The organism is Rhodococcus sp. 27YEA15 (genome assembly GCF_049739425.1).
GTDB lineage: Bacteria > Actinomycetota > Actinomycetes > Mycobacteriales > Mycobacteriaceae > Rhodococcus_F.
On the sequence record NZ_JBMHHW010000001.1, the window covers coordinates 1155511 to 1174426 of the forward strand.

An 18916-nucleotide genomic window follows, 5' to 3' on the forward strand; every position below is an offset into this window, starting at 1 on the left:
CATCTGCTGGATGATTGTGGACATTGCAATTCCGGTTGGGACTTACCCGAGTATATGTACAGAAAGAGATGGCCATGAGCGGTGCTCGCGAGCAGAAGACATTCATCGTTCTTTGGGACGGTAGTGACGAGGGATATGAGCCGGAAGAATTTGCTGCGCACGTTCGGCTCACGGCTTTGGGGTACTCGGTTCCCATGAGGTGGAGTTTCGGACAGGGCTACGGTGATCCGGAGCCTGGCGATCGTATTTTCCTTCACAAGACTGGTACCGACAACGGAATTATTGCCAGTGGTCAGATACTTTCCAGTGGCGTGGAGTACCAACCTCATTGGTCGGTCCCGGACAGGATGGCGCCCTACGTGACCGTGGAGTGGGAGGTGCTCGTCGACCCACACGACCGCCTGGAGTACTCCGTGATGAAGAGCGAGCTTACCGATTTCAAATTCCCCATTCTGGGTTCAGGGCGGGCCGTATACGCGCCGTCGGACGCGATGCTTGCATCGCTCTGGGCGGACCATGTTGGAGATCTTGCTGAGCGTGAGAAAAATCCTTGGCTTGGCGGAAGATTCGGTCAGGGCACTGGCCGCTTATCAGGCCCGTGTGCGCTCGAGGTGCACAGGGTGGCGTCCTACGACGTTGAGAACTTCACTTCCGCTACAGCAGTCAAGCGCGAAGCGGAATTGGTCAGCCGTTTTGTCGAGCATCTGAGGTCTTTGGGTCGAGCGGTCCAAGGCTATCGAATTCTCCCAGACAGAGCAGCTCGACCACTTTTCGTGGATCTGCACGATGCCACAGAGAATCACCTATTCGAAGCCAAAGGCTCGACATCGCGTGAAGCTGTGCGAATGGCTTTGGGACAACTGCTGGATTACCGGCGCGGCTTCTCGGTGAGGCCTGCGGTATCGGTGCTTCTACCACGTCGTCCCGTTGACGACCTTCTCGAGCTTTTGGCTGAGCATGGAGTGGGATGTACCTACGAGACAGCCCCTGGCGTTTTCGAAACCGCGAACGACGGCGTGGAGTAATCGTTTTTCTGCGTCCGGTGGTGTGGCCGCTAACTGGGCCTGACGATTCTATGGGCGTACCTACCGTCGGCTTAGGAGGTCCAGGTCTATTATCTGTCGGACGGCTACGGAATGATGTCGATGACGATCGACTCGGAGCCGATCGATGCAATTTTTGACGGAGGTTTCGAATGACCAGCACGCTTCGCCATGCAGGCACGTTCCAATTGCCCGCAGACCACCGGTGGGTTGTGCTGGACGTCGAAACATCGGGAATGCGCGCAGCATCTCACCGAGTGTTGAGCATCGCCGCGCTGGCAATGCGCCAAGACGGTTCCGTCGAGCGGCAATTTTCGACTCTCCTCGATCCTGGATGCGATCCCGGACCGGTTCACGTTCACAATCTGACGCCGGAGCGCCTGGCGGGAGCTCCGCGTTTCGAGGATGTCGCATCTGAACTGAACGAGCTGCTTTCCGGGAGAACGATGGTGGCGCACAATGCCTCATTCGACTACGGGTTTCTCGCCGCTGAGTTTCAACGTGCCGGGTTCGGGATGCCCATCGAGAACAGGCTGTGCACACTGGCGCTGTCTCGTCGACTCGAAATCGACGTACCGAACCATCGACTGTCGACGTTGGCGCAGTACTGGGAGGTGGATCAGCTCGAGGCGCACGATGCGTACGACGACGCCCGCGTACTCGTCGAGGTCTTCGCGCGCAGTGCATCTATGGCGGAGACCCTGCAACTTCCGTTGCCGGTAGTCCGCTGCACCGACTCTCGGGTGATCGCTCGACCCGATCAAATAACCAGGGTGCCATCGACTTTCGTGAACCCCGGCCGTCTGGACGAGGCTCATGGACTTGTCCAGGGTATGAAAATCGTCATCAGCGGATCTACCCGAACCCCTCGGATGAGACTTGCCGCGCGGCTGATCGAGGCCGGCTTCGATGTGACGAACTCGGTAAGCCGACAGACCAGCGTTCTCGTGTGTAATGACACCGAGTCGCAAAGTGGGAAGGTTCGTAGGGCCGGGAGTGACGTCATTCCTGTCATTTCCGAGCAGCGTCTGGAGGAATTGTTGGCGCGCGTGTTGCCCGGCATCCTCAAGAGCGACGGCGTGCAGGTACCAGTTCCTGTGGATGCGCCGGCTGTGCCACTAACACTTGTCGAGGCCGAACGCGCGATTACACTCGTACCCGAAATTGTCGCGCCGGCCCAGCCTGTAGAGGTCACGCCGGTGACGAGTCCATCCGTTGCTGCGTCGCCTTCCAGCCGGAGGGCGAAGGCATGGCAGGGTCGCCGCGTTCTGCTTCTCGGTGGCAGTCATCTCGACGCGGTCATTATGCGTTCACGCATCCACCAGCTGGGTGCCCGGCCGTCCCTCAACCTGACCGCCGCTGTGACCGAGGTGCTGGTGCTGGAAGGCGGTGAGTCCGACAAGCGAATGACACGAATTGTCGAACGCGGACTGCCCAAGATCAGCGAATCCGACGTCAACGAGGCTCTGGTATCCGGTGCGGTGCCGGATCACATGAAGCTCGAATCACGACTAGCCGCACCGATTTTAATGCGCGGCGAGGTAGTAGACCTTCCTCCGACACAGTCGACGTGGTCCGTCAATGTCGCATGGCGGGCCGAGAATGTCGGCGATGAATACGACGTCGATGTTGTGGCGTTCCTCCTTGACTCCACCGGCAAGGTCGATTCTGACCAGGATTTCGTCTTCTACAACAACACTGCAGACGAGGACGCTGCGGTTGAACTGTCCGTCGACGGGGGGAGCGAGCAGAGCATTCGGGCAACCCTCGACTCGTTGCCCGAGGAATGCACTCGCGTGGTTATCGCCGCTGCAGTCGACGGTGAACGCACCTTCGGCGACTTGGGTGCCGTTTCCGTCAGTATCGACTCTCCGGATGGAACATTTGCCACCTTCGTTCTGGACGTCGGAACCGTCGAGCGGACCATGGTGCTCACCGAGATCTACCGTCGGGGTGGCGTGTGGCGGCTACGTGCAGTGGGTCAGGGCTATAACCAGGATCTCGGTGCCATGGCGGTCGGCTACGGCGTCGAGGTCGACGACGACTGACGTCAGTGTCACCCACGGCGGGGTGGGCGGAGGTCGAGGCGCATGCTCTCGGCCGCTTCGGCGTCGACGTTCCGATGGCGGAGTAGTTCTATCAAGTCCTCTTGCCGTGGTTGGCCGAATGCAAGGCGGTACAGAGCAACGCCTTCCTTGGCTCGGTTCAGCCTAGGTGTGTCCGCACTCAATTCGTATGGCATGAGTTCTCGGATCACCTTGTGTGATCCGTCGTAGATCCAATCCGGCACCATCCCGCCGAGTCCGCCTTTCGGAATGGTGTACGCAACACTCCAGGGGTGGACATCACGTGCACCCAGGATGCTGATGCGATGACGTTCGACGAGATTTCGACGCACCGCATGCCCACGAAAACGGTTGACGCGTCCGTCGCGCTGTTCGAAGTCGACGGGATTGGACGGTGTATTCCAGTGCACGACGTGATGGCACCACGGATGGAAATCGATGCCTTCCTGCCCGGCGCTGGTCGATATGATTATGAACGGCCAGAACGGGCTGTTGAATGCATGCCGTACGTCAGCCGGACGACGCGAGTCGTCCCTGTCCGAGGTACCTCCGTACTGGACGGCGAGATGAGTGCGAAATCGAATGTCGTCGGCTTCGTCGAGCGGATCGTGCGAGAGGCTCTGCCCGACCCGAAGAGACATTGCTCGCGCAGCGGAGTTGGCTATGTCGTACAGCTGGTCGACGTCGAGAGGTTCACTGTCGTGGGTTGGCGTCAGCTGTCCGAGGTATTCGTCGAGTACCGCCTGAAGGTTGCCGTCTGCACAGTACTGAAGAACTTGTCTCCAATACGGGAGGTTTGGGTAGAGCTGCCGGAGAAGGACGACTGACTGCCAGCGATTGAAGGTTGATCTCAGACCCGATGCAAGAGTGGCCGCCGCGCCCCAAATATCACCTTCCGAGACATCCGGCGAGATCCGTAGGCGTTTCAGCGCGCGCCACGAGCAGTTCGCGGGTGAGTGCGCTGCGAGCTTCGCGGACACCTCGGCGAGGTCGGGCGGCACTGGTCCGTCCGCCAGCAAGCCGGCACTGTCGGCAAGCGTGAGAAAGGGGTCGAGATTGTTGGATTCGTCGGTGGGTTCGTTGTCCGAGTAGTGGTGTGCCTGAAGGACGCGCCGCAGCCAACCGGGCTCATCCGCGGTGAAGTCGAATATATCCAGAGTCGTTCGTTCGACGTGCATAGGCCAGGACCAGTAGAAGTGTTGAGAGTTCGTCGATGTGGATGTATCACGTTCAGGTGGAAGGATTGATCGAAGCCGTTCTACCACTGAAGATTCGAATCTCGGAGTATCAACAGGATCGGCGTGATCGCGTGTCGCTTCCAAAGGGTCGGCGAGCTTCGCGAGGTCTGGCATCGGCCAGAAAAGCGCGAGGGTGGTCATCTGCGGGCTGGAACTGCGGTAGTCGAGCGGAGAGCCTATCGCGCGGAGGCTGTCGGAATCATTGGGCACCACTGGTGAATGCCCCTGCATCAAACGGTGTTCCGCGTGGTAGCTCAGTACGGCGGATAAAGCAGGCGGTGTCGAAGACCAGGTGGAGAACACCAGCCGTTTGGTTGTCTGGACAAGGTCGGGATCTGAAAACGGCCCTCCTGTGGTGAGATAGGGAAGGCTGGGCGGGATCCACAAGAGTTTTTCCCACCCATTGTCGACAGTGTCGTTACGGAATTTCCGGGCCCGGGCGTTGCCGGCCTCGAGCTCACCGAACCTGCGCACTGCTGAAACATCGATTTTGTCGATGTCGAGTAGGCGTACGTTCGCGTTGTGGGCTGCACGCCCCGATTCTGCATATTTCCGACCGAATTGGTAGTTGTTCATGAAGTTCACGAAGTACGGGACAGATTTCCAGTAGTCGACGCTGAACTGGGCGTCGAGCTCTCGGGCGAGTCGCCGGAGAGCGACATAGCCGAGTAGTTCGTGTGGGGCGATTCCGGACACAGTAGACAGGCGTTCGTGGACCATTGCTCGGTCTGCATTCGAGGGGCGTTCCACGCGACACATCAAGGACAGGAGTAATTTTCGAAGCTCTGCCATTGTCTTCGAAGCATCGAGATCCTCGATGACGGCATGGCGGAACTGCTCGAGTAGGGCTGAGATATCGCCGGACGTGACCTGCGGTGAACCTTCGGCGAGGAAATCGATGGTTTTGGTGAAGTCCGAGTAGTGATCGGAGTTCTCGTCGTCGGCTTCGGTGAAAGGTTTGTACGGAGTTGCTGACAGTAGAAGGACTCGTGTTCCGTGATGTCCGAACAGGTGACGAGCGAGTTCGCCGGCGTTCGTCGAACCGTCCAAAAGGTCTGTGAAGCGCTGAAATTCGTCCATGATGACAAGATCGGGCTCGAGTGAATTCACGCTGGCATGTGCGAGTTCGTATCGAAGATCTGCGATGAGTGTCGTGACCTCGGAATCTCGTGCAGCCCGATGGGACGGAGTCCCCATCAAGTCGAACAACCGGTCTGCGATGGACGGCTCGCCGGCGTTGACGGTTGCGGCAAATGCCTCCACGATCGACGGATTGATCGACTCGCTGAATCGCTCCTCGAATGCGTTGACGTCCTTCTCGAAGCTCTCCATGGAGGCGACTGAGCCTTGAAGGATCGTCAGCACTGCTCGGCGCTGTGTGGGAGAGAAACGAAACTCGCGGTCGAGTAGCAGGAACAATAATTGTCTCTCGTCCGAACGACCGGTCCGCTGTCCGGTCTTGAATGAGGTATCCGGTGTCAAGGAAACAAGATTGACCGGTACCCGAATATTGTCTGCGGCCGAGTCCAGTCGTCGATTGTGGGTGGCGAGCAACGTCAGGCGACTGGTATGGGTGATGTCCTTGTTGCCGGTCACGTTGAGACGGTCGAGATTCTGGCGAGCGAGATCGATGTTGGAGCAGATGTAGACGATGTTGATCTCGGTTCCGGGAGCGCCGTGCTGGAGGTGTTCTATTGTGCGGGCGATAATTCCGCGTGCCACCATGGACTTGCCCAGGCCCGTTTCGTCTGCAACGAGGAAATGGCGATTCGGTTCCGGTTTGTAGAACTGCTCGAACACATGGTCGACCGTGTCACGCTGAAAGTCACGTAGACCGGCAAGTATCGAGTCTGCGCGAAACTCCTGGTTCATGCGTTCCTCCGGTTCAGCTCGATCGCGGCAGCCTGAATGTCTGACCACAAGGCGGGAAATCCCGGAGGCAACAGGTCACGCCGCTCGCCGTCACGATGTAGTCGGAGAATGAATCCGTTCATATCTTCCAGTGCTGCAGGTGCTGTCGTCAAGGCGAGGAGCAGGGCCTCGAGAAGTCCGGAGGCTGAACCTGATGACGATGTTCGGCCTTGAGCAATCTGGCCCAGGACTCCACCTGAGCTGTCTCCTCCGGCAGAGATCGTCAGCATCAGTGCGATGAAACGTACAACGTCCTCGGGCTTCCTCAGCTGTGCGGCCAGAATCTCGTCCAATCGTTCCGTCGGTCCGTCGATCAGATCTGCGAGCACCACTGTGCTGCCGGTCATCCCGCCAGGCGCGGAGACACGAACGGCCAGGAATGGCATGATGTCGACCATCGTCAGCCCAGGGCTGATGAAGTCGACGCTCCCGGAAGCGGTGATGTGCACTGCGGAACCGGGCCGGGTAGTGAGCTCGATCGTCGCGGCGAATCCACTGGGCAGTGTTACCGGTCGCGAAGATTCGATCCTGAGGTCGAAGTACTCTCCCTCTGGCCGGACTGTCGCCGTGAACGGTGTCGATGCGATGTCCTGCAAGGCCTTGTCGAGTTCGCGACGGATGACGTCAGCTTCGTCTTGCTCGACTCCACCGGAGGGCTCGTACGGGCTGAGGATGCGCCCCAGGCCGGTATTTCCCAGGAGGGCGTCGATGCCGAACTTCATTTTCGGTCCAGTCATTTCAACCAGAATCTCGACGTTCTTGCCGAATGCTGCGGCAGTGGCGTTTGCGGATCCGATGAAAAGTTTTGCCTGATGACTATATTCGACTACATATGCTTTGGCATGTAACCCGCCCAGTATGTTCGTCGACGCCGACTCGGGGCCCGGAATGCCTGCGGCGGAGTTGAGTACGTACGAGTCGCTGAACCATTTCAAGGTTTCGGGGCGGAGCCTTTCCAACGACTCGGCCCGGCTGACGACGCTGGCAATGACTCGTTCGCCGGGTACGACGGTGTCGAAACCGTCGTCACCGAGGAACGGTGATATCACCAGATGTCGAGTTCCGTCGAAATTTGGTGATGCACGGTGGCCTGGCACGCCGAAAACATGGAAAGTTATGTCCGAAAAGCCTTCCGGTGCCGTCCATTCGGCATACCTGACATCGTCTGCCAGAGCTCGGATACGGTCACTTCTCATCTGCGACAGCGGCGTCACCGTGGCGTCGTCTGCCAGGTACTGCAAGAGTCTCCTGAGTGGATTGTTCATCCGGTTGCGAGCACTCCCGTATGTGCCGTCCAGTGCGACCATGATGTCCCAGGAGTTGTCTCGTGTCAGATTTCGGCTTTGGACGAGCAGTCGGAACGCGACGTACCCTTCGTCGTCGACGTATCGAGCGAGCCATATCTTTGGGTGAAAGAGTGCTCCGGGACGGTTCCGGACGGCGTGAACTGCAGGTTCGAGAAATGCCATCAGCGCATTGGTTCGCTCTGGTACTTGAATACGACCGGCCTGGTGAAAGATGTCTATCGAGTCGCAGCAGCTACGAACCGACGCGAGCATGGCCAGTGGATCTCTCGCATAGGCTGACGGGGCGAAGGCGAGTGCGGGGATCAATGCGGCTTGCAGATCGAGAGTGAACGTCGTCCCCACGAGGTGGTCGAGTCTCGAACCCACAGGTGGTCTCAGTTGATCGATCAGCGTTGCTCGTTCGTCAGGCGCCAGCATTGTCGAGTCCTTCGGAGATGTCGTCGAGTATCCGGGCTGCTTGTGGCCACCTGAACTGGAGCCGACTTGCTCCAGACGCGCCTTGCCAGAGCCGGATTTGCTTCTCGTTCGTCAGTCGTGACTGGGCACCCTTGTTCTGAAATTCACGTTTGCTGATCAGCTTTCGGAGTTCGGCAGTATCTGCACAGGCGCCCACCGGGAGATTGTCGACGCCTGCAATCCAGTCCTCGACAAATTGTCGAGTTCGAGGGGAGATGTTGGGGAATCTGCGCCATAGTCTCGGTCGATCCCATATCAATGCACGTGCGTCGTTTCGGTACTGTGCACTCCACCGTTCGAGCTCGCCGCGGTACCACTGCGTTGGATTCTCCACACTCGTCAATTCGAGCCGTTCGTACGCCTCACCTACCATGACGTTGTAGAGGAGCGACGCCCCAAGCAACGCCAGCGAAAACAATTCGGCGTCCTCGACCAGATCGAGGAGATCTTGCGGTGCCTCGCCGAGTTGGAGCTCCCAGAGATAATCGACATCCAAGTCGGGCATGGCGGGCAGACTCAGCAGATAGGCGAGCAGTGAACCCTCGCAGGTCAACACCATCCGCTCACGAATCCAACTGGCCTCTGCAACAGACAGGTCGAATCCTTGAACGGCGACGTTGTCCGGAAAGGATTCTGGCAGTGGAAGTGTCGACCACGATGAACTGTGTGATGCGTCGTCCTCGCCAGCTGTGGATCGACCTGTTTGCAACAGGTGCTGTGGAGGGGTCTCACGACGCAGGATCTTGTACGTCTGCAGTGCATTCCAGTAGATGGCAGAAGGGAGTACCCGTACGGCTGCGCCCGCGACGCGGCCGATCAGGCCCTGAGTGTGTCCGGCTTCGCGGAGCGCGAGGAGTATTTCTCGCTGTTCGCGGTCTGCTGCCTTGACAAGTGCCACGCCGGAATTCCGTCGCGCTGCCCGCTGAAACGTCCACGGAATCAACACGAGGTACCGTGCCCGCGTCTGCACCGTGGAGATTCCGGGAAACAGCATATCGGCCAGCCCGTCCCGAATCTGGCCGATACCGAGGTTGTCCAGAGTCCCCGGCTCGCTGAAAAGGGCCACCAGCTCACGCATACTCCGTTCTTCTTCGTCGGACGTGTCGAGCCAAGCGATCAGAGACAAGTCGGCGCTCCTGGGTGTGGCGATGCGAAGTGCAATCGATCAACCGATCGATGTCGGGTGATAGTAGAGTGCGTCGTCTGTTTCCTCCACTGCCACTCGTATCTCGTCGCCGATATGCAAGTCAGTATCGACATTGATTTGTCTTGTCGAACCAACGATATCGTGGACACTGCGTGCAGGGATTCGACCGCGACGGCCGGCGGGGCCAACTGCCAGCGCGTACTTGGGGCCGTTTTTCGTGATCCGAGCGGATATCGCCACAGGACTTTCACTGACTTCGTTGCTGTCGTTGTCGATCGATCGTTCAAGGCGTTTGGCAGGGGACATTTGTTGATCGGGCTCCTCTGCGAGACTGTCAGCCCTCTTGTCGACCTGTGCGAGTAGCCCCGCCATCTGCTTCGTATAGGTGTTGTGGAACTCGTTGGTTTTCAGTGCCTCTCCAGGTTTGCACATGCCTTCGTCGGTCAGCTCACTGAATCGTTCTGGGTCTGATGGAGACTTTGGCTATTTGATTTTGGCCAGGGCCTGGTTGCCCTGTTCGGTAGCGTACGACCTCTGTTCGTACTCTGCTGGCGGAAGATCGTCGCAGTAGCCGTGGAGGCGTTGGGGATTGTGCCAATACACCCAGGACAAGGTCGCGAGTTCAACATCGTCGATGGTCTTCCATGGTCCGCAATGTGCTGGTCCGTAGATCAGTTCAGCTTTGTAGTAGCCGTAGACAGTCTCGGCGAGAGTGAATCGCCCCGGGTATGTCGGAGGGCACATCACTCTCGAACCTGTGAGGGACGGAGAGCCTGGCAGCACCACGGAAGTGCAGCGTCGAGCTCAAGGATCGCGCAACGAGGATGGCAGTCGAGGCCCGTCGGGATCCGGTGACGCGGCCAGGTGCGCTCGAGCGGATCGCCGATCAGCTCGATGTGCACCCTGAAGCGCTGCGGACATGGGTCAAACGTGCCGAGGTCGACGACGGCGTACGCCCGGGAACCACAACCGACGACGCCGAACGGATCGCGCAGGTGGAACGGGAGAACCGCGAGTTGCGGCGGGCCAACACGATCCTGACCGTTGTATTGCTCGAACGGAATGCCTCGTTGGCGATCTTCGCTTGGTATTCACGGCCACTTTGGGGGCGAATGATTCAAGCGCGTCGACAGCGGGTGATTCTCCGAACCTCACTCGGCCGTCCTCGTGGTCGCGATCGGCAAGATATAGCTGGTGAGACTCGGCGTCAACAACGCGGAGGCTGAATCGGAGTTGTATTCAGTCCTTGATGGGCTGATTCGAGTAAAGCCGACATCTTGGTGGTTTCGAAGGCGGCAGTGTGAAGAGCAGACGGCCTTCAACGTGGGCAGACTGGACGTGGAAGATGCGGTGCATCTCGGCAACCTTGGCACGGACCTTGAAGTGTGCAGAGATGCACGCGCACAATTTGAATCACAGACGGCGCGTGCATCTCGGGTGGCAGTGTCAGCTGGGGTTCGAGGCTGCCGCTTTCAGGCCGAGGTCTCCGTCAGCAGCTTCGGAATCATCGCCGCACGCACAATCGCAGTCGCCGTCGCACCCACCGGGGTTACACTCGCCCGCATAGCTGTCGTCGTCGGGATCGCAGTCGAGGGAGCCGCCGAAAGCTTCGGCGAAATCGTCGTCGAGTTCATGCGTGAACTCGTGAACCTCGTCGATGAGGTTGAGCAGGTGCTGCGGCGCGAAGGGGTCCGCGTCGAGGATTGTCGAGACCAAGAGGTGGTCTCCGCTGAAACTGAAGCGCAGGCGCGGCCATTCCTGAGCGAGCTCGATCAGCTGCGTTGCCGCGTGGGCGGGGTTGCCGAGCCCGGTGAGGACCGAGGACCAGACGTTGATCTGGGGGCCGTCGTCCGCGACCGACACGTAGACCACGAAGCCGTGAACGGGCACCACAATGTCGCCGTCGTCATCGGTGGCGGGCTCGCTTCCCAGCAGTTCGGTGAGGGTCAGCGTAGTCAGGCGAAGCAGCTCCTCGCGCTCGTCCGTCGCCACGGCAAGAGCTCCGTCGATGTGAAACGGCTGGTCGGCGGTGGTGTCGTGCTCGCTCATGAATCCTCGTGTTCTGCGCCGGCTCATGTTCGAGCCGGCACTGGTGCGGTGCGGTAGATGCCGGGTCCACGGTAGTCGGCCGACGCGACCAGCGAATGACGGGATCATGTCGAGTTCGGACAAAGCGTAGAACTCACGGTGTAGGGAATTGCTGAATGGGGAGACCTCGGTCGTATCGTGGAGCGGTGACGGTAGACGACCTCTCGGCCCTTGCCGACGCCACTGCAGCAGCAACCGGTGGGGCTGTCGCGTTCATGCATCCGCAGGGACATGTCGTCGCGTATTCGTCGCTGCCCGGCCAGGCTATCGACGATGTTCGCCGTGACGGGATTCTGGGCAAGCGTGTTCCGGACAAGTTCCTGGTGCACCGCCACTATCCGGAGTATCGCACTGCTCTGTACGTGGAAATGTTGCCCGCTGCAGTGCGATTCAGCGGAGCGTCCGTCGGGTACGCGATCGGCACAATTCTCGGTGGGGCATTTGTACCGACGATCGCCGAGGCGTTGTTCGAGGGAACGGGCAGTTCGCTGTCGATTCGATCTACCTCATGGCACTGCCCGCCGTCTCGTTTGTTGCGACCTCCCGGATCAAAGACCGTCGCGACGTCGATCTCAACGTCTGACGATCAACTCCGGTAAGGGCTCCGAAGTGCTGATGCTTGGGGCCCTTCGTCTTGGTCCGGACACGTTTTGCTGCTGCATCGGTTCGGCGGCGTGCTCACGCTGCCAACCATTGTCATGTCTGATACTTTGGCGCAGATGTCAATGATGCCGGGGGGCTTCAATGGTGGGGACAGCTGGGGTCCGGTTCGATCTGATCGATGAGATCGACGCGTTCCGGCAGGGGTTCGGGCGTGCGGTGGGTTTGACGAACGCTGTCCGTGACGCGCTCCTATTGGTGCCTGTTGTCGACGATCGTGTTGTTGTGACGCCGCTTCGAGGTATCGATTGGATTCTGGCGTTTACCAGCGAGGATCAGTACATCCGCTACCTTGCGGCGCGTGAGCTGTGGGCTGACGCCGAGTTCCAGTGGGTGCTCGGGCACCGGATCTTCGACGCTCTACTGCCGGCCTTGCCGGGTCCGACAGGAATGCTTCTCGATGTCTCAGGCGAGATCCCGATGGCCTTCCCGCCGGACGAGAGTTCGTTGGACAGTACTCGATGAGCGAGAACCTCGGCGTCGATCCGCAGGTTCTGGTGGACGCTGCGGCTGGAATCAATTCCATCGTCGACACGCTCTCCGATCTGGGTATCGGCGAAACCGGATCAGTGGGAAGAGGATTCGCCAATCTTGCGCTGTCCACATTGGAAGCCGGCCATCACGGAGTTCAGCAGAACTTCGAGGAGTTCACCGAAAGGTGGACGTGGGGTGTGCGGGCGTTGGTTCAGGCGGCGAACAGTATCGCGGAGGCGCTTGATCTCGCGGCAGGGCTGTACCATTCGGTCGAGCAGACCAACAGCACGATGCTGAAAACTGTGTGGACCAACATTGCGGGTGATCCTCGACTGAGCAGCGAAGACATCGGGTCTCGCAGTTGGGGTGAGACTTTCGCCGACAATCAGTACAACAGCACGCTCAACGCGGACTACAGCTCCGAATCGTTTTCCGATGCGTGGAGCACCATCACCACGAACGCCGAGAGCATCGGTCGAGATTCTGTCACTATCGCGACGCCGGGGGCACGCTGATGGGCTGGCTCGAGAACGTCGGAGATTTTGTCGACAGAGTCGGTGGCAAGGTCGAGGACGCAGTCGAAAGTGGGCTCGAGTCGGCCGGTCGCGTGATCGATGCGGGAACGGATGCGCTGGCGGGCGAGGCGCATCGTATAGGAGCCGACGGGCTCGCCGGTGCGCTCACGAGCTTGGGAGACTCGATTGCCAGCATGACTGGTGGGGAGGTGGACGAACTCGAACTCGGTCAGACCGAGGAACCGAAAAAGCTTATTCGAGGGGACAGTTCGGCAATAATCGGTGCAAGCGATACTTTGACCTCGTTGTCTGCGAGTATCGGATCTACCGGTACTGCATTGCGGCAGATAGACGCCGAGGGTTGGCAAGGCGATGGGGCCGATGCCTTCAATGCGGCCTACGACAAGCAGCCACAACTGTGGTTCGACGGCGCGGTTGCAATGACTGCTGCCGCGAGTGCCTTGACGTCCTGGGCGCATGCCGTCGAAGCACTCCAAGGCCGAGCAGCCGACGCGATCGCCGTCTGGAACGAAGCGACGCAGGTGGCAAAAGCGCAGATTGCCGCATTCAACGCGATGGACGCCGAACAGCAGCAGGCCAACCCGCTGAACGACACATGGACAGCCATGCGGGAGGAAGCCCGAAGCATTCTCGCCGACGCGCGGATCGAGCGAGACGGTATTGCCGACCGGATAGTAGGTGCGCTTCAACAGGCTGTGGCAGCTGCCCCGGCCGAACCACCCTTCACGCAGCGGATGCTCGCCAATCTCACCGACCTGGTTGATGCCGGTGATCTGGCCTCGGCAAATTTCCGTTCAGGGCTTGTCGGGAGCTTGTCGGGGATAGTTGCCTTCGCCCGCCAGATCAACCCTACCGACACCTACAATCTGACTCACCCGGCTCAGTATGTGGCCGGGATGAGCGATATCGTTGCGGGAGTTACCGCAGCTGCAGCCAACCCCTCCGCTGCAGTGAGCATGATGTTCACCGGAATCGCGAAGAACCCGTTCGAATTTGCCGGTTCGGTGACAGGTGATGCGGTACTCACGGCGGCGACGGGTGGTGCAGGCGGGGCGGTAGCGCTGGGCCGGAACGGGATCCGTATTGCCGATGAAGTAGCTGAGGCAGGAGCCGCGGCACGACGCCTCGATGACGTGCCGACTCGTCCGGCAGCACATCCCGAATCATCGAGCGGCAGCCATCAGCCGGAGCCTGCACACGACGGTCCTGGTGCGCAGGAGCGCTCGAACAGTGATCGCGGGGTGGGAGAAGAGTCGAAGGAAGCAGGTCCCGACTCTGATCGAACTCCGGATCAAACTGATTGCACGTCCGACCCGGTCGATGTCGCGACCGGTGAATTTCTGCTTCCTCAAACAGATCTCACTCTCCCCGGCGTCCTCCCGATTGTCCTGACCCGGCGCCACCGATCCAATTACCGGCAGGGACGCTGGTTCGGTCGAACGTGGAGCAGCACACTTGACATGCGGGTGGTGGTCGAAGACGGCGGTGTGACTTTTGTCGGTGAGGACGGAGTGCTCCTGACCTATCCACATCCAGAACCCGGCGTGCAGGTGATGCCGTTGTCCGGGCAACTATGGCCGCTGACTCGCACCGACACCGGCGGATATCGGGTCCAGGACCCGCAACGCGAGATCAGCTGGCACTTCGCGCCCGAGCGGGCACTGTCCGGCCAAGATCTCCTCTACGGAAATTTGGCAATCAGCGCGGTGACCGACCGTCACGGGAACCGTATTCGGTTTATCTACAATATTTCTGGTGAGCCCGACGAGATTGTTCACTCCTGTGGTTACCGGATTCTGATCGAGACAGTCGGCGGGCGAATCGTCACGCTGGTGGTGCGCGACGAGTACGAGAGCACTGTAGTTCGCCGATTCACCTACCACGAAGGACATCTCAGCGCCGAGACCAACGGTGACGGGGCAACGACTGGATTCACCTACGATGCCGACGGCCGGATGACCTCCTGGACGGATTCGAACGGCAACCGCATGCTCAACACCTACGACACACGGGGCCGTGTTGTCCGGCAGAACGGAACCGGAGGAGTCCTCGACTCCCGATTCGACTACGAGGACATGCCTGACGGTCGAGGCCGCGTCACCACATTCACCAATTCGACTGGTGCTGTCACCGTTCACGGCTTCGACAGTGACCTACGGCTACGAGATGTGATGGCACCGTCCGGGGCGCACACGCACACAGATTTCAACGCGCAGCGTATGCCGCTGCGAATCGTTGCGCCAGACGGCGCGATCACCTCCTACAGTTACACGCCGGACGGCGACGTCGACCGCATTATCCGGCCGGACGGGTGCGCCGTCGCCGTCGACTACGCGGGTCCTCGCAAACCCGTCGCGGTACACACGCCTGACGGGGCAAGTACGCGCCGCAGTTGGGATCCGGATACCGGCAACCTTGCGAGCTCCACCGATGAAACCGGCGCCCGCACCGTGTATACCTACCGCGAGGACGGAGCTCCGGTCACTGCAGTGAGTCCGTTGGGTGCGCGCACCGAGATCGACTGCAATGCTGCAGGACTGCCCATCGCTGTGATCGACGCACTCGGAGTGGTCACCCGGATGGACAGAGACGGATTCGGCAGAATAGTTGCCGTTACCGAACCGGATGGAGCACGAACCGAATACCGTTGGAGCGTCGAGGGAAAGCTTTGCGCCCAGGTGGATCCGGACGGTGCGACTCGGCAATGGCTCCACGACGGCGAAGGCAACCTGCTTACCTACACAGACCAGATCGGTGCCGAAACACGCTACGTGTACGGAGCATTCGATCTCCTCGAATCCAAGCACGATCCAGACGGTTCGGTCACAACATACACCTGGGACACTGAACGTCGGCTTACCTCCGTGGCCAATCCTGTTGGTGGAGTGTGGATGTACCGCTACGATCCCTCGGGCCGGTTGATCGAGGAAGTCGACTTCAACGGCGCAGTCACCACGTACACGTATGACGTGATGGATCGAGTCACGACTATCACGCCGCCAACCGGTGTAGTGCGCAAGCATGCGTACGACGTGCTCGGACAACTTGTCACCGTAAGCACCGATGCCGGCGAGTCCAGGACTTTCGATCACGATCTCGCAGGTCGAATGACCTCGGCAGTCACGGCGTTGCAGAGCAACTCCATCCATTCTCTGACGGTCGAATACTCGGTGGACGGTTTACCTGTCAGGGAAGTCGTGGATGATCAGCAGCCATTGACGTTCGGTTATGACATCGAGCGCCGCATGATCAATCGAGACAGTCCGAGCGGAAGCTCAACCGGGTGGCAATGGGATCTGACGGAACGATTGCGCACTCTCACCGCAGATGGCAACCGGATCGGCTTCACTCACGATGCCCGCGGACAACTCACGGCATGGAACGTACACGAGCTTGCGATCGGCCGTACGTTCACAGATGTTGGCCAACTTGTGTCTCAATCGGTGACAGCTCACCCGGCGTCGATGTTGAACATGGACGTAGGACCTGTCACCAGGCCAGAGCCGAGGCTGCTTCGACGCGACGATTACCGCTACCGCGACGACCGATTTTTGAGCAGGCATACGACGGCTACTGAAGTGCTTGGCACGATCGAGCGGGACTACGAAGTGGATCCCGCCGGGCGCATAACTGATCTGTACACCGGCAACAGGTCAGAGCACTACAGCTACGACGCCTTGGGAAACATTACGGTCGGTGGGGGCGACACCGCGCGCCGCGAATATCGGGGCACACTCCTGGTGCGCGACGGTAGACACCGCTACTCGTACGACGCGGCCGGTCGATTGATTCGCACGGTGACCACACGGCTGTCACACAAGCCAGATGTGTGGCATTACCGCTACGACGGTTTTGACCAGTTGACCGGTGTCACGACCCCGGATGGCTCGATGTGGGAGTACACCTACGACGGACTGGGCCGTCGAACAACCAAGAGTCTGCGCGACGCGGTCGGGTCTGTGATTGATCAGACTCGTTTCGTATGGCACGGAACCACGCTGATCGAGCAGGTCGCGAGTCGTGAAACCACGCGCTGGACGTACAGACCCGGAACTCATACGCCACTCACACAGGCAACTGATACCGAATTCTTCGCGATCGTCACCGACTTGATCGGCACACCTACCGACCTTGTCGATCCGACCAGCGGAACTGTAGCGGGATCTGCGGTTACCTCCTTGTGGGGACGGACGAGTTGGCAGGGTGTGAGCACTCCGCTGCGTTTCCCGGGCCAGTACCACGACGAAGAAACCGGCTTACACTACAACCTGCACCGTTACTACAACCCGAACACCGCACGGTTCAACACCTCGGACCCGTTGGGACTTGCCCCTGCACCCAACCCTGATACGTATGTCCGCAACCCGACGAGGTGGATTGATCCGCTCGGATTGATCCCTGAGGCGTGCGATGAACTGCCGAACAACAGGGGACTCGATGCGCGTGAACTGTCATCGACGAAAACTGTGGCAAGTCACGTTGAGGACTACGGTCGAGACTTGTATCCACAACGACCATATGTCAGATCTATGGAGTTCACGCAAATGATTCTCGATTCAGTGGCACCAGTTCCAGATTTGCGTGGAAGTCCCGGGGTACTATCGTGGATTGTGGAAGGTTCATTGGGCGGGAAGCCCGGAATATTTACGCTAAGCATTCATATGGAAAGTAAAACTATCTACCATTATCTGTTTGACAGATGAAAGGATGGGGATTGTGGCGTCGATAAATTATTCACGAAAGAGTGGGTCAATTTTTCCATTTGTTCCAGTCTATCTTGAAGGGGAGCTATCGTTTAATATAGATAATCGAGCGGTTGCTCGAAGGCCGGAGTACCACATGTATGGAACAAGCTCAATTCTCATTTCATATGTGGAAATCGAGATAGATATTAAGTCTGGTCGGCCGATGTTTGTTTCCGGATACCATCCCAATCACGATTGGATAAGAGCTTCGGCATTCCCCTACGGCATGATCGAGGGCGAAATTTATGTTACTGCAGATCCTGAATTTGAAGGAGGGATACCATTTAGTCTTTGGAAGTATGATGAAATGGAAACAATCTACGACTCCGCGACAGGTTGGGTTCGCATGACGAGGGACGATTCGAAAGAAGATCATGACATATGGAAGTTCTCGGTTGATGCAGCGCTTGGGTTCAGGAATGACGAGCTTCATTCGCTGTGGGTGAAGCCGATATTTGAGCAGCGGAACGTGGAGGTAACAGGAACGCGGTTATGATTTGGACAAGATGTCGAATTTTCAATATCGGCAACCGGACGATGAAGTTTAGGTAAGGCGGTAGCTTCTTGTTGGCTATCAAGGGAAGATGCTCTCTATGGAAGATTCGAGTTGGATCGATTATGTTGATCGAGTGGAGTCCATCCACGCGATCTTCAAGAAAAATATTCCGGGTCTCGATGACGTCGTGATCCATCAGATTCAGGTATGCGGCGATCGATCAAATATGAGAATTATCTTCGACCTTGCCGAGTACCCGAAGTCATCTCCGGCGAAATGGTTGCGACACTGTTCGCTTAGTGTTTGTCGCTTCAGGCATTCAATCGGTCGATAGTTCAGGTCTACAAGTCTTTGGAAGATTGACGATGAAGATTACTGGTGAATTTCGCGAATCTATCGAACTGGTGGCGCAAACGGACGAGGTAACTCCGTTGAAAATTGTAACCGCTCTATTAGTTTGAATGAGATATCGGCGAGAGGCTCCAGAATTGAGAAGTCTTGACAAATTGGGATAGTGTTCGGGATTTGTACGGTGGAGCGCTGCCGAGCTTTGACGATGTCGTTTACTTCGCTACGAGAGACGTGCCTGCGGTGAAAATATCGGCACGGCGCATGTATGTTTCACGTGTGATTCCTTATGTAACGTGGTCTATTTGACGGAAAAGTTGATGCGGTTTTGATCCCTCAGCAAAAGGGGCACTCAGTGTCATAAACTCAGGTGGCAGAGTTCTTCAACAGAATAAGGGGCG

The 18916-nt window shown here is 58.5% G+C and carries 13 protein-coding genes and 1 pseudogene; 8 read left to right on the plus strand and 6 right to left on the minus strand.

Features of this window, described 5'->3' with window-relative positions; genetic code table 11:
* Nucleotides 1–74 precede the first annotated feature (74 nt).
* Nucleotides 75–1025, plus strand: coding sequence for a hypothetical protein (locus ABH922_RS05370; RefSeq protein ID WP_424805943.1), 951 nt, complete (start codon nucleotides 75–77; stop codon nucleotides 1023–1025).
* A 170-nt stretch (nucleotides 1026–1195) separates the two neighbouring features.
* On the plus strand, nucleotides 1196–3091 hold the full coding sequence (locus tag ABH922_RS05375; protein ID WP_424805944.1) for a TerD family protein: 1896 nt from the start codon (nucleotides 1196–1198) through the stop codon (nucleotides 3089–3091).
* 8 nt (nucleotides 3092–3099) lie between these two features.
* Here the strand turns inward: ABH922_RS05375 and ABH922_RS05380 are convergent, their stop codons facing one another.
* From ABH922_RS05380 to ABH922_RS05400, 5 genes and pseudogenes are all read right to left on the minus strand, one after another.
* Nucleotides 3100–6219, minus strand: coding sequence for a helicase-related protein (locus ABH922_RS05380; protein WP_424805945.1), 3120 nt, complete (start codon nucleotides 6217–6219; stop codon nucleotides 3100–3102).
* The gene (locus ABH922_RS05385; protein WP_424805946.1) at nucleotides 6216–7982 is read right to left on the minus strand and encodes a phospholipase D family protein; all 1767 of its coding nucleotides are present in this window, start codon (nucleotides 7980–7982) and stop codon (nucleotides 6216–6218) included. The genes ABH922_RS05380 and ABH922_RS05385 overlap by 4 nt, the downstream gene beginning before the upstream one ends.
* Nucleotides 7969–9147, minus strand: coding sequence for a DUF6361 family protein (locus ABH922_RS05390; protein WP_424805947.1), 1179 nt, complete (start codon nucleotides 9145–9147; stop codon nucleotides 7969–7971). The genes ABH922_RS05385 and ABH922_RS05390 overlap by 14 nt, the downstream gene beginning before the upstream one ends.
* A gap of 39 nt (nucleotides 9148–9186) precedes the next feature.
* The gene (locus ABH922_RS05395; RefSeq protein WP_424805948.1) at nucleotides 9187–9600 is read right to left on the minus strand and encodes a hypothetical protein; all 414 of its coding nucleotides are present in this window, start codon (nucleotides 9598–9600) and stop codon (nucleotides 9187–9189) included.
* A 51-nt stretch (nucleotides 9601–9651) separates the two neighbouring features.
* Nucleotides 9652–9879, minus strand: a pseudogene (locus tag ABH922_RS05400) (IS3 family transposase); the annotation flags it as partial.
* Nucleotides 9880–9992: 113 nt separating this feature from the next.
* On the opposite strand from ABH922_RS05400, the gene ABH922_RS05405 reads away from it, so the two are divergent.
* Entirely contained in the window at nucleotides 9993–10394 is a 402-nt protein-coding gene (locus ABH922_RS05405; protein WP_424805949.1) for a transposase, read from the plus strand.
* Between the two features lie 220 nt (nucleotides 10395–10614).
* On the opposite strand, the gene ABH922_RS05410 is transcribed toward ABH922_RS05405, so the two are convergent.
* Nucleotides 10615–11160, minus strand: coding sequence for a T3SS (YopN, CesT) and YbjN peptide-binding chaperone 1 (locus ABH922_RS05410; protein ID WP_424805950.1), 546 nt, complete (start codon nucleotides 11158–11160; stop codon nucleotides 10615–10617).
* A gap of 242 nt (nucleotides 11161–11402) precedes the next feature.
* On the opposite strand from ABH922_RS05410, the gene ABH922_RS05415 reads away from it, so the two are divergent.
* The 5 genes from ABH922_RS05415 to ABH922_RS05435 all read left to right on the plus strand — a co-directional run bounded on the left by ABH922_RS05415 (nucleotide 11403) and on the right by ABH922_RS05435 (nucleotide 18167).
* Nucleotides 11403–11855 carry a hypothetical protein gene (locus ABH922_RS05415; protein WP_424805951.1) on the plus strand — a complete coding sequence of 151 codons (453 nt, stop codon included), beginning with the start codon at nucleotides 11403–11405 and terminating at the stop codon, nucleotides 11853–11855.
* A gap of 145 nt (nucleotides 11856–12000) precedes the next feature.
* Nucleotides 12001–12381 carry an SseB family protein gene (locus ABH922_RS05420; RefSeq protein WP_424805952.1) on the plus strand — a complete coding sequence of 127 codons (381 nt, stop codon included), beginning with the start codon at nucleotides 12001–12003 and terminating at the stop codon, nucleotides 12379–12381.
* Nucleotides 12378–12905 carry a WXG100 family type VII secretion target gene (locus ABH922_RS05425; protein WP_424805953.1) on the plus strand — a complete coding sequence of 176 codons (528 nt, stop codon included), beginning with the start codon at nucleotides 12378–12380 and terminating at the stop codon, nucleotides 12903–12905. The genes ABH922_RS05420 and ABH922_RS05425 overlap by 4 nt, the downstream gene beginning before the upstream one ends.
* Entirely contained in the window at nucleotides 12905–17629 is a 4725-nt protein-coding gene (locus ABH922_RS05430) for a putative T7SS-secreted protein (RefSeq protein ID WP_424805954.1), read from the plus strand. Before ABH922_RS05425 ends, ABH922_RS05430 begins: the two co-directional genes overlap by 1 nt.
* Nucleotides 17619–18167: a hypothetical protein gene (locus ABH922_RS05435; protein ID WP_424805955.1), complete on the plus strand. Its 549-nt coding sequence runs from the start codon at nucleotides 17619–17621 to the stop codon at nucleotides 18165–18167. Before ABH922_RS05430 ends, ABH922_RS05435 begins: the two co-directional genes overlap by 11 nt.
* The last annotated feature ends 749 nt before the right edge of the window (nucleotides 18168–18916 follow it).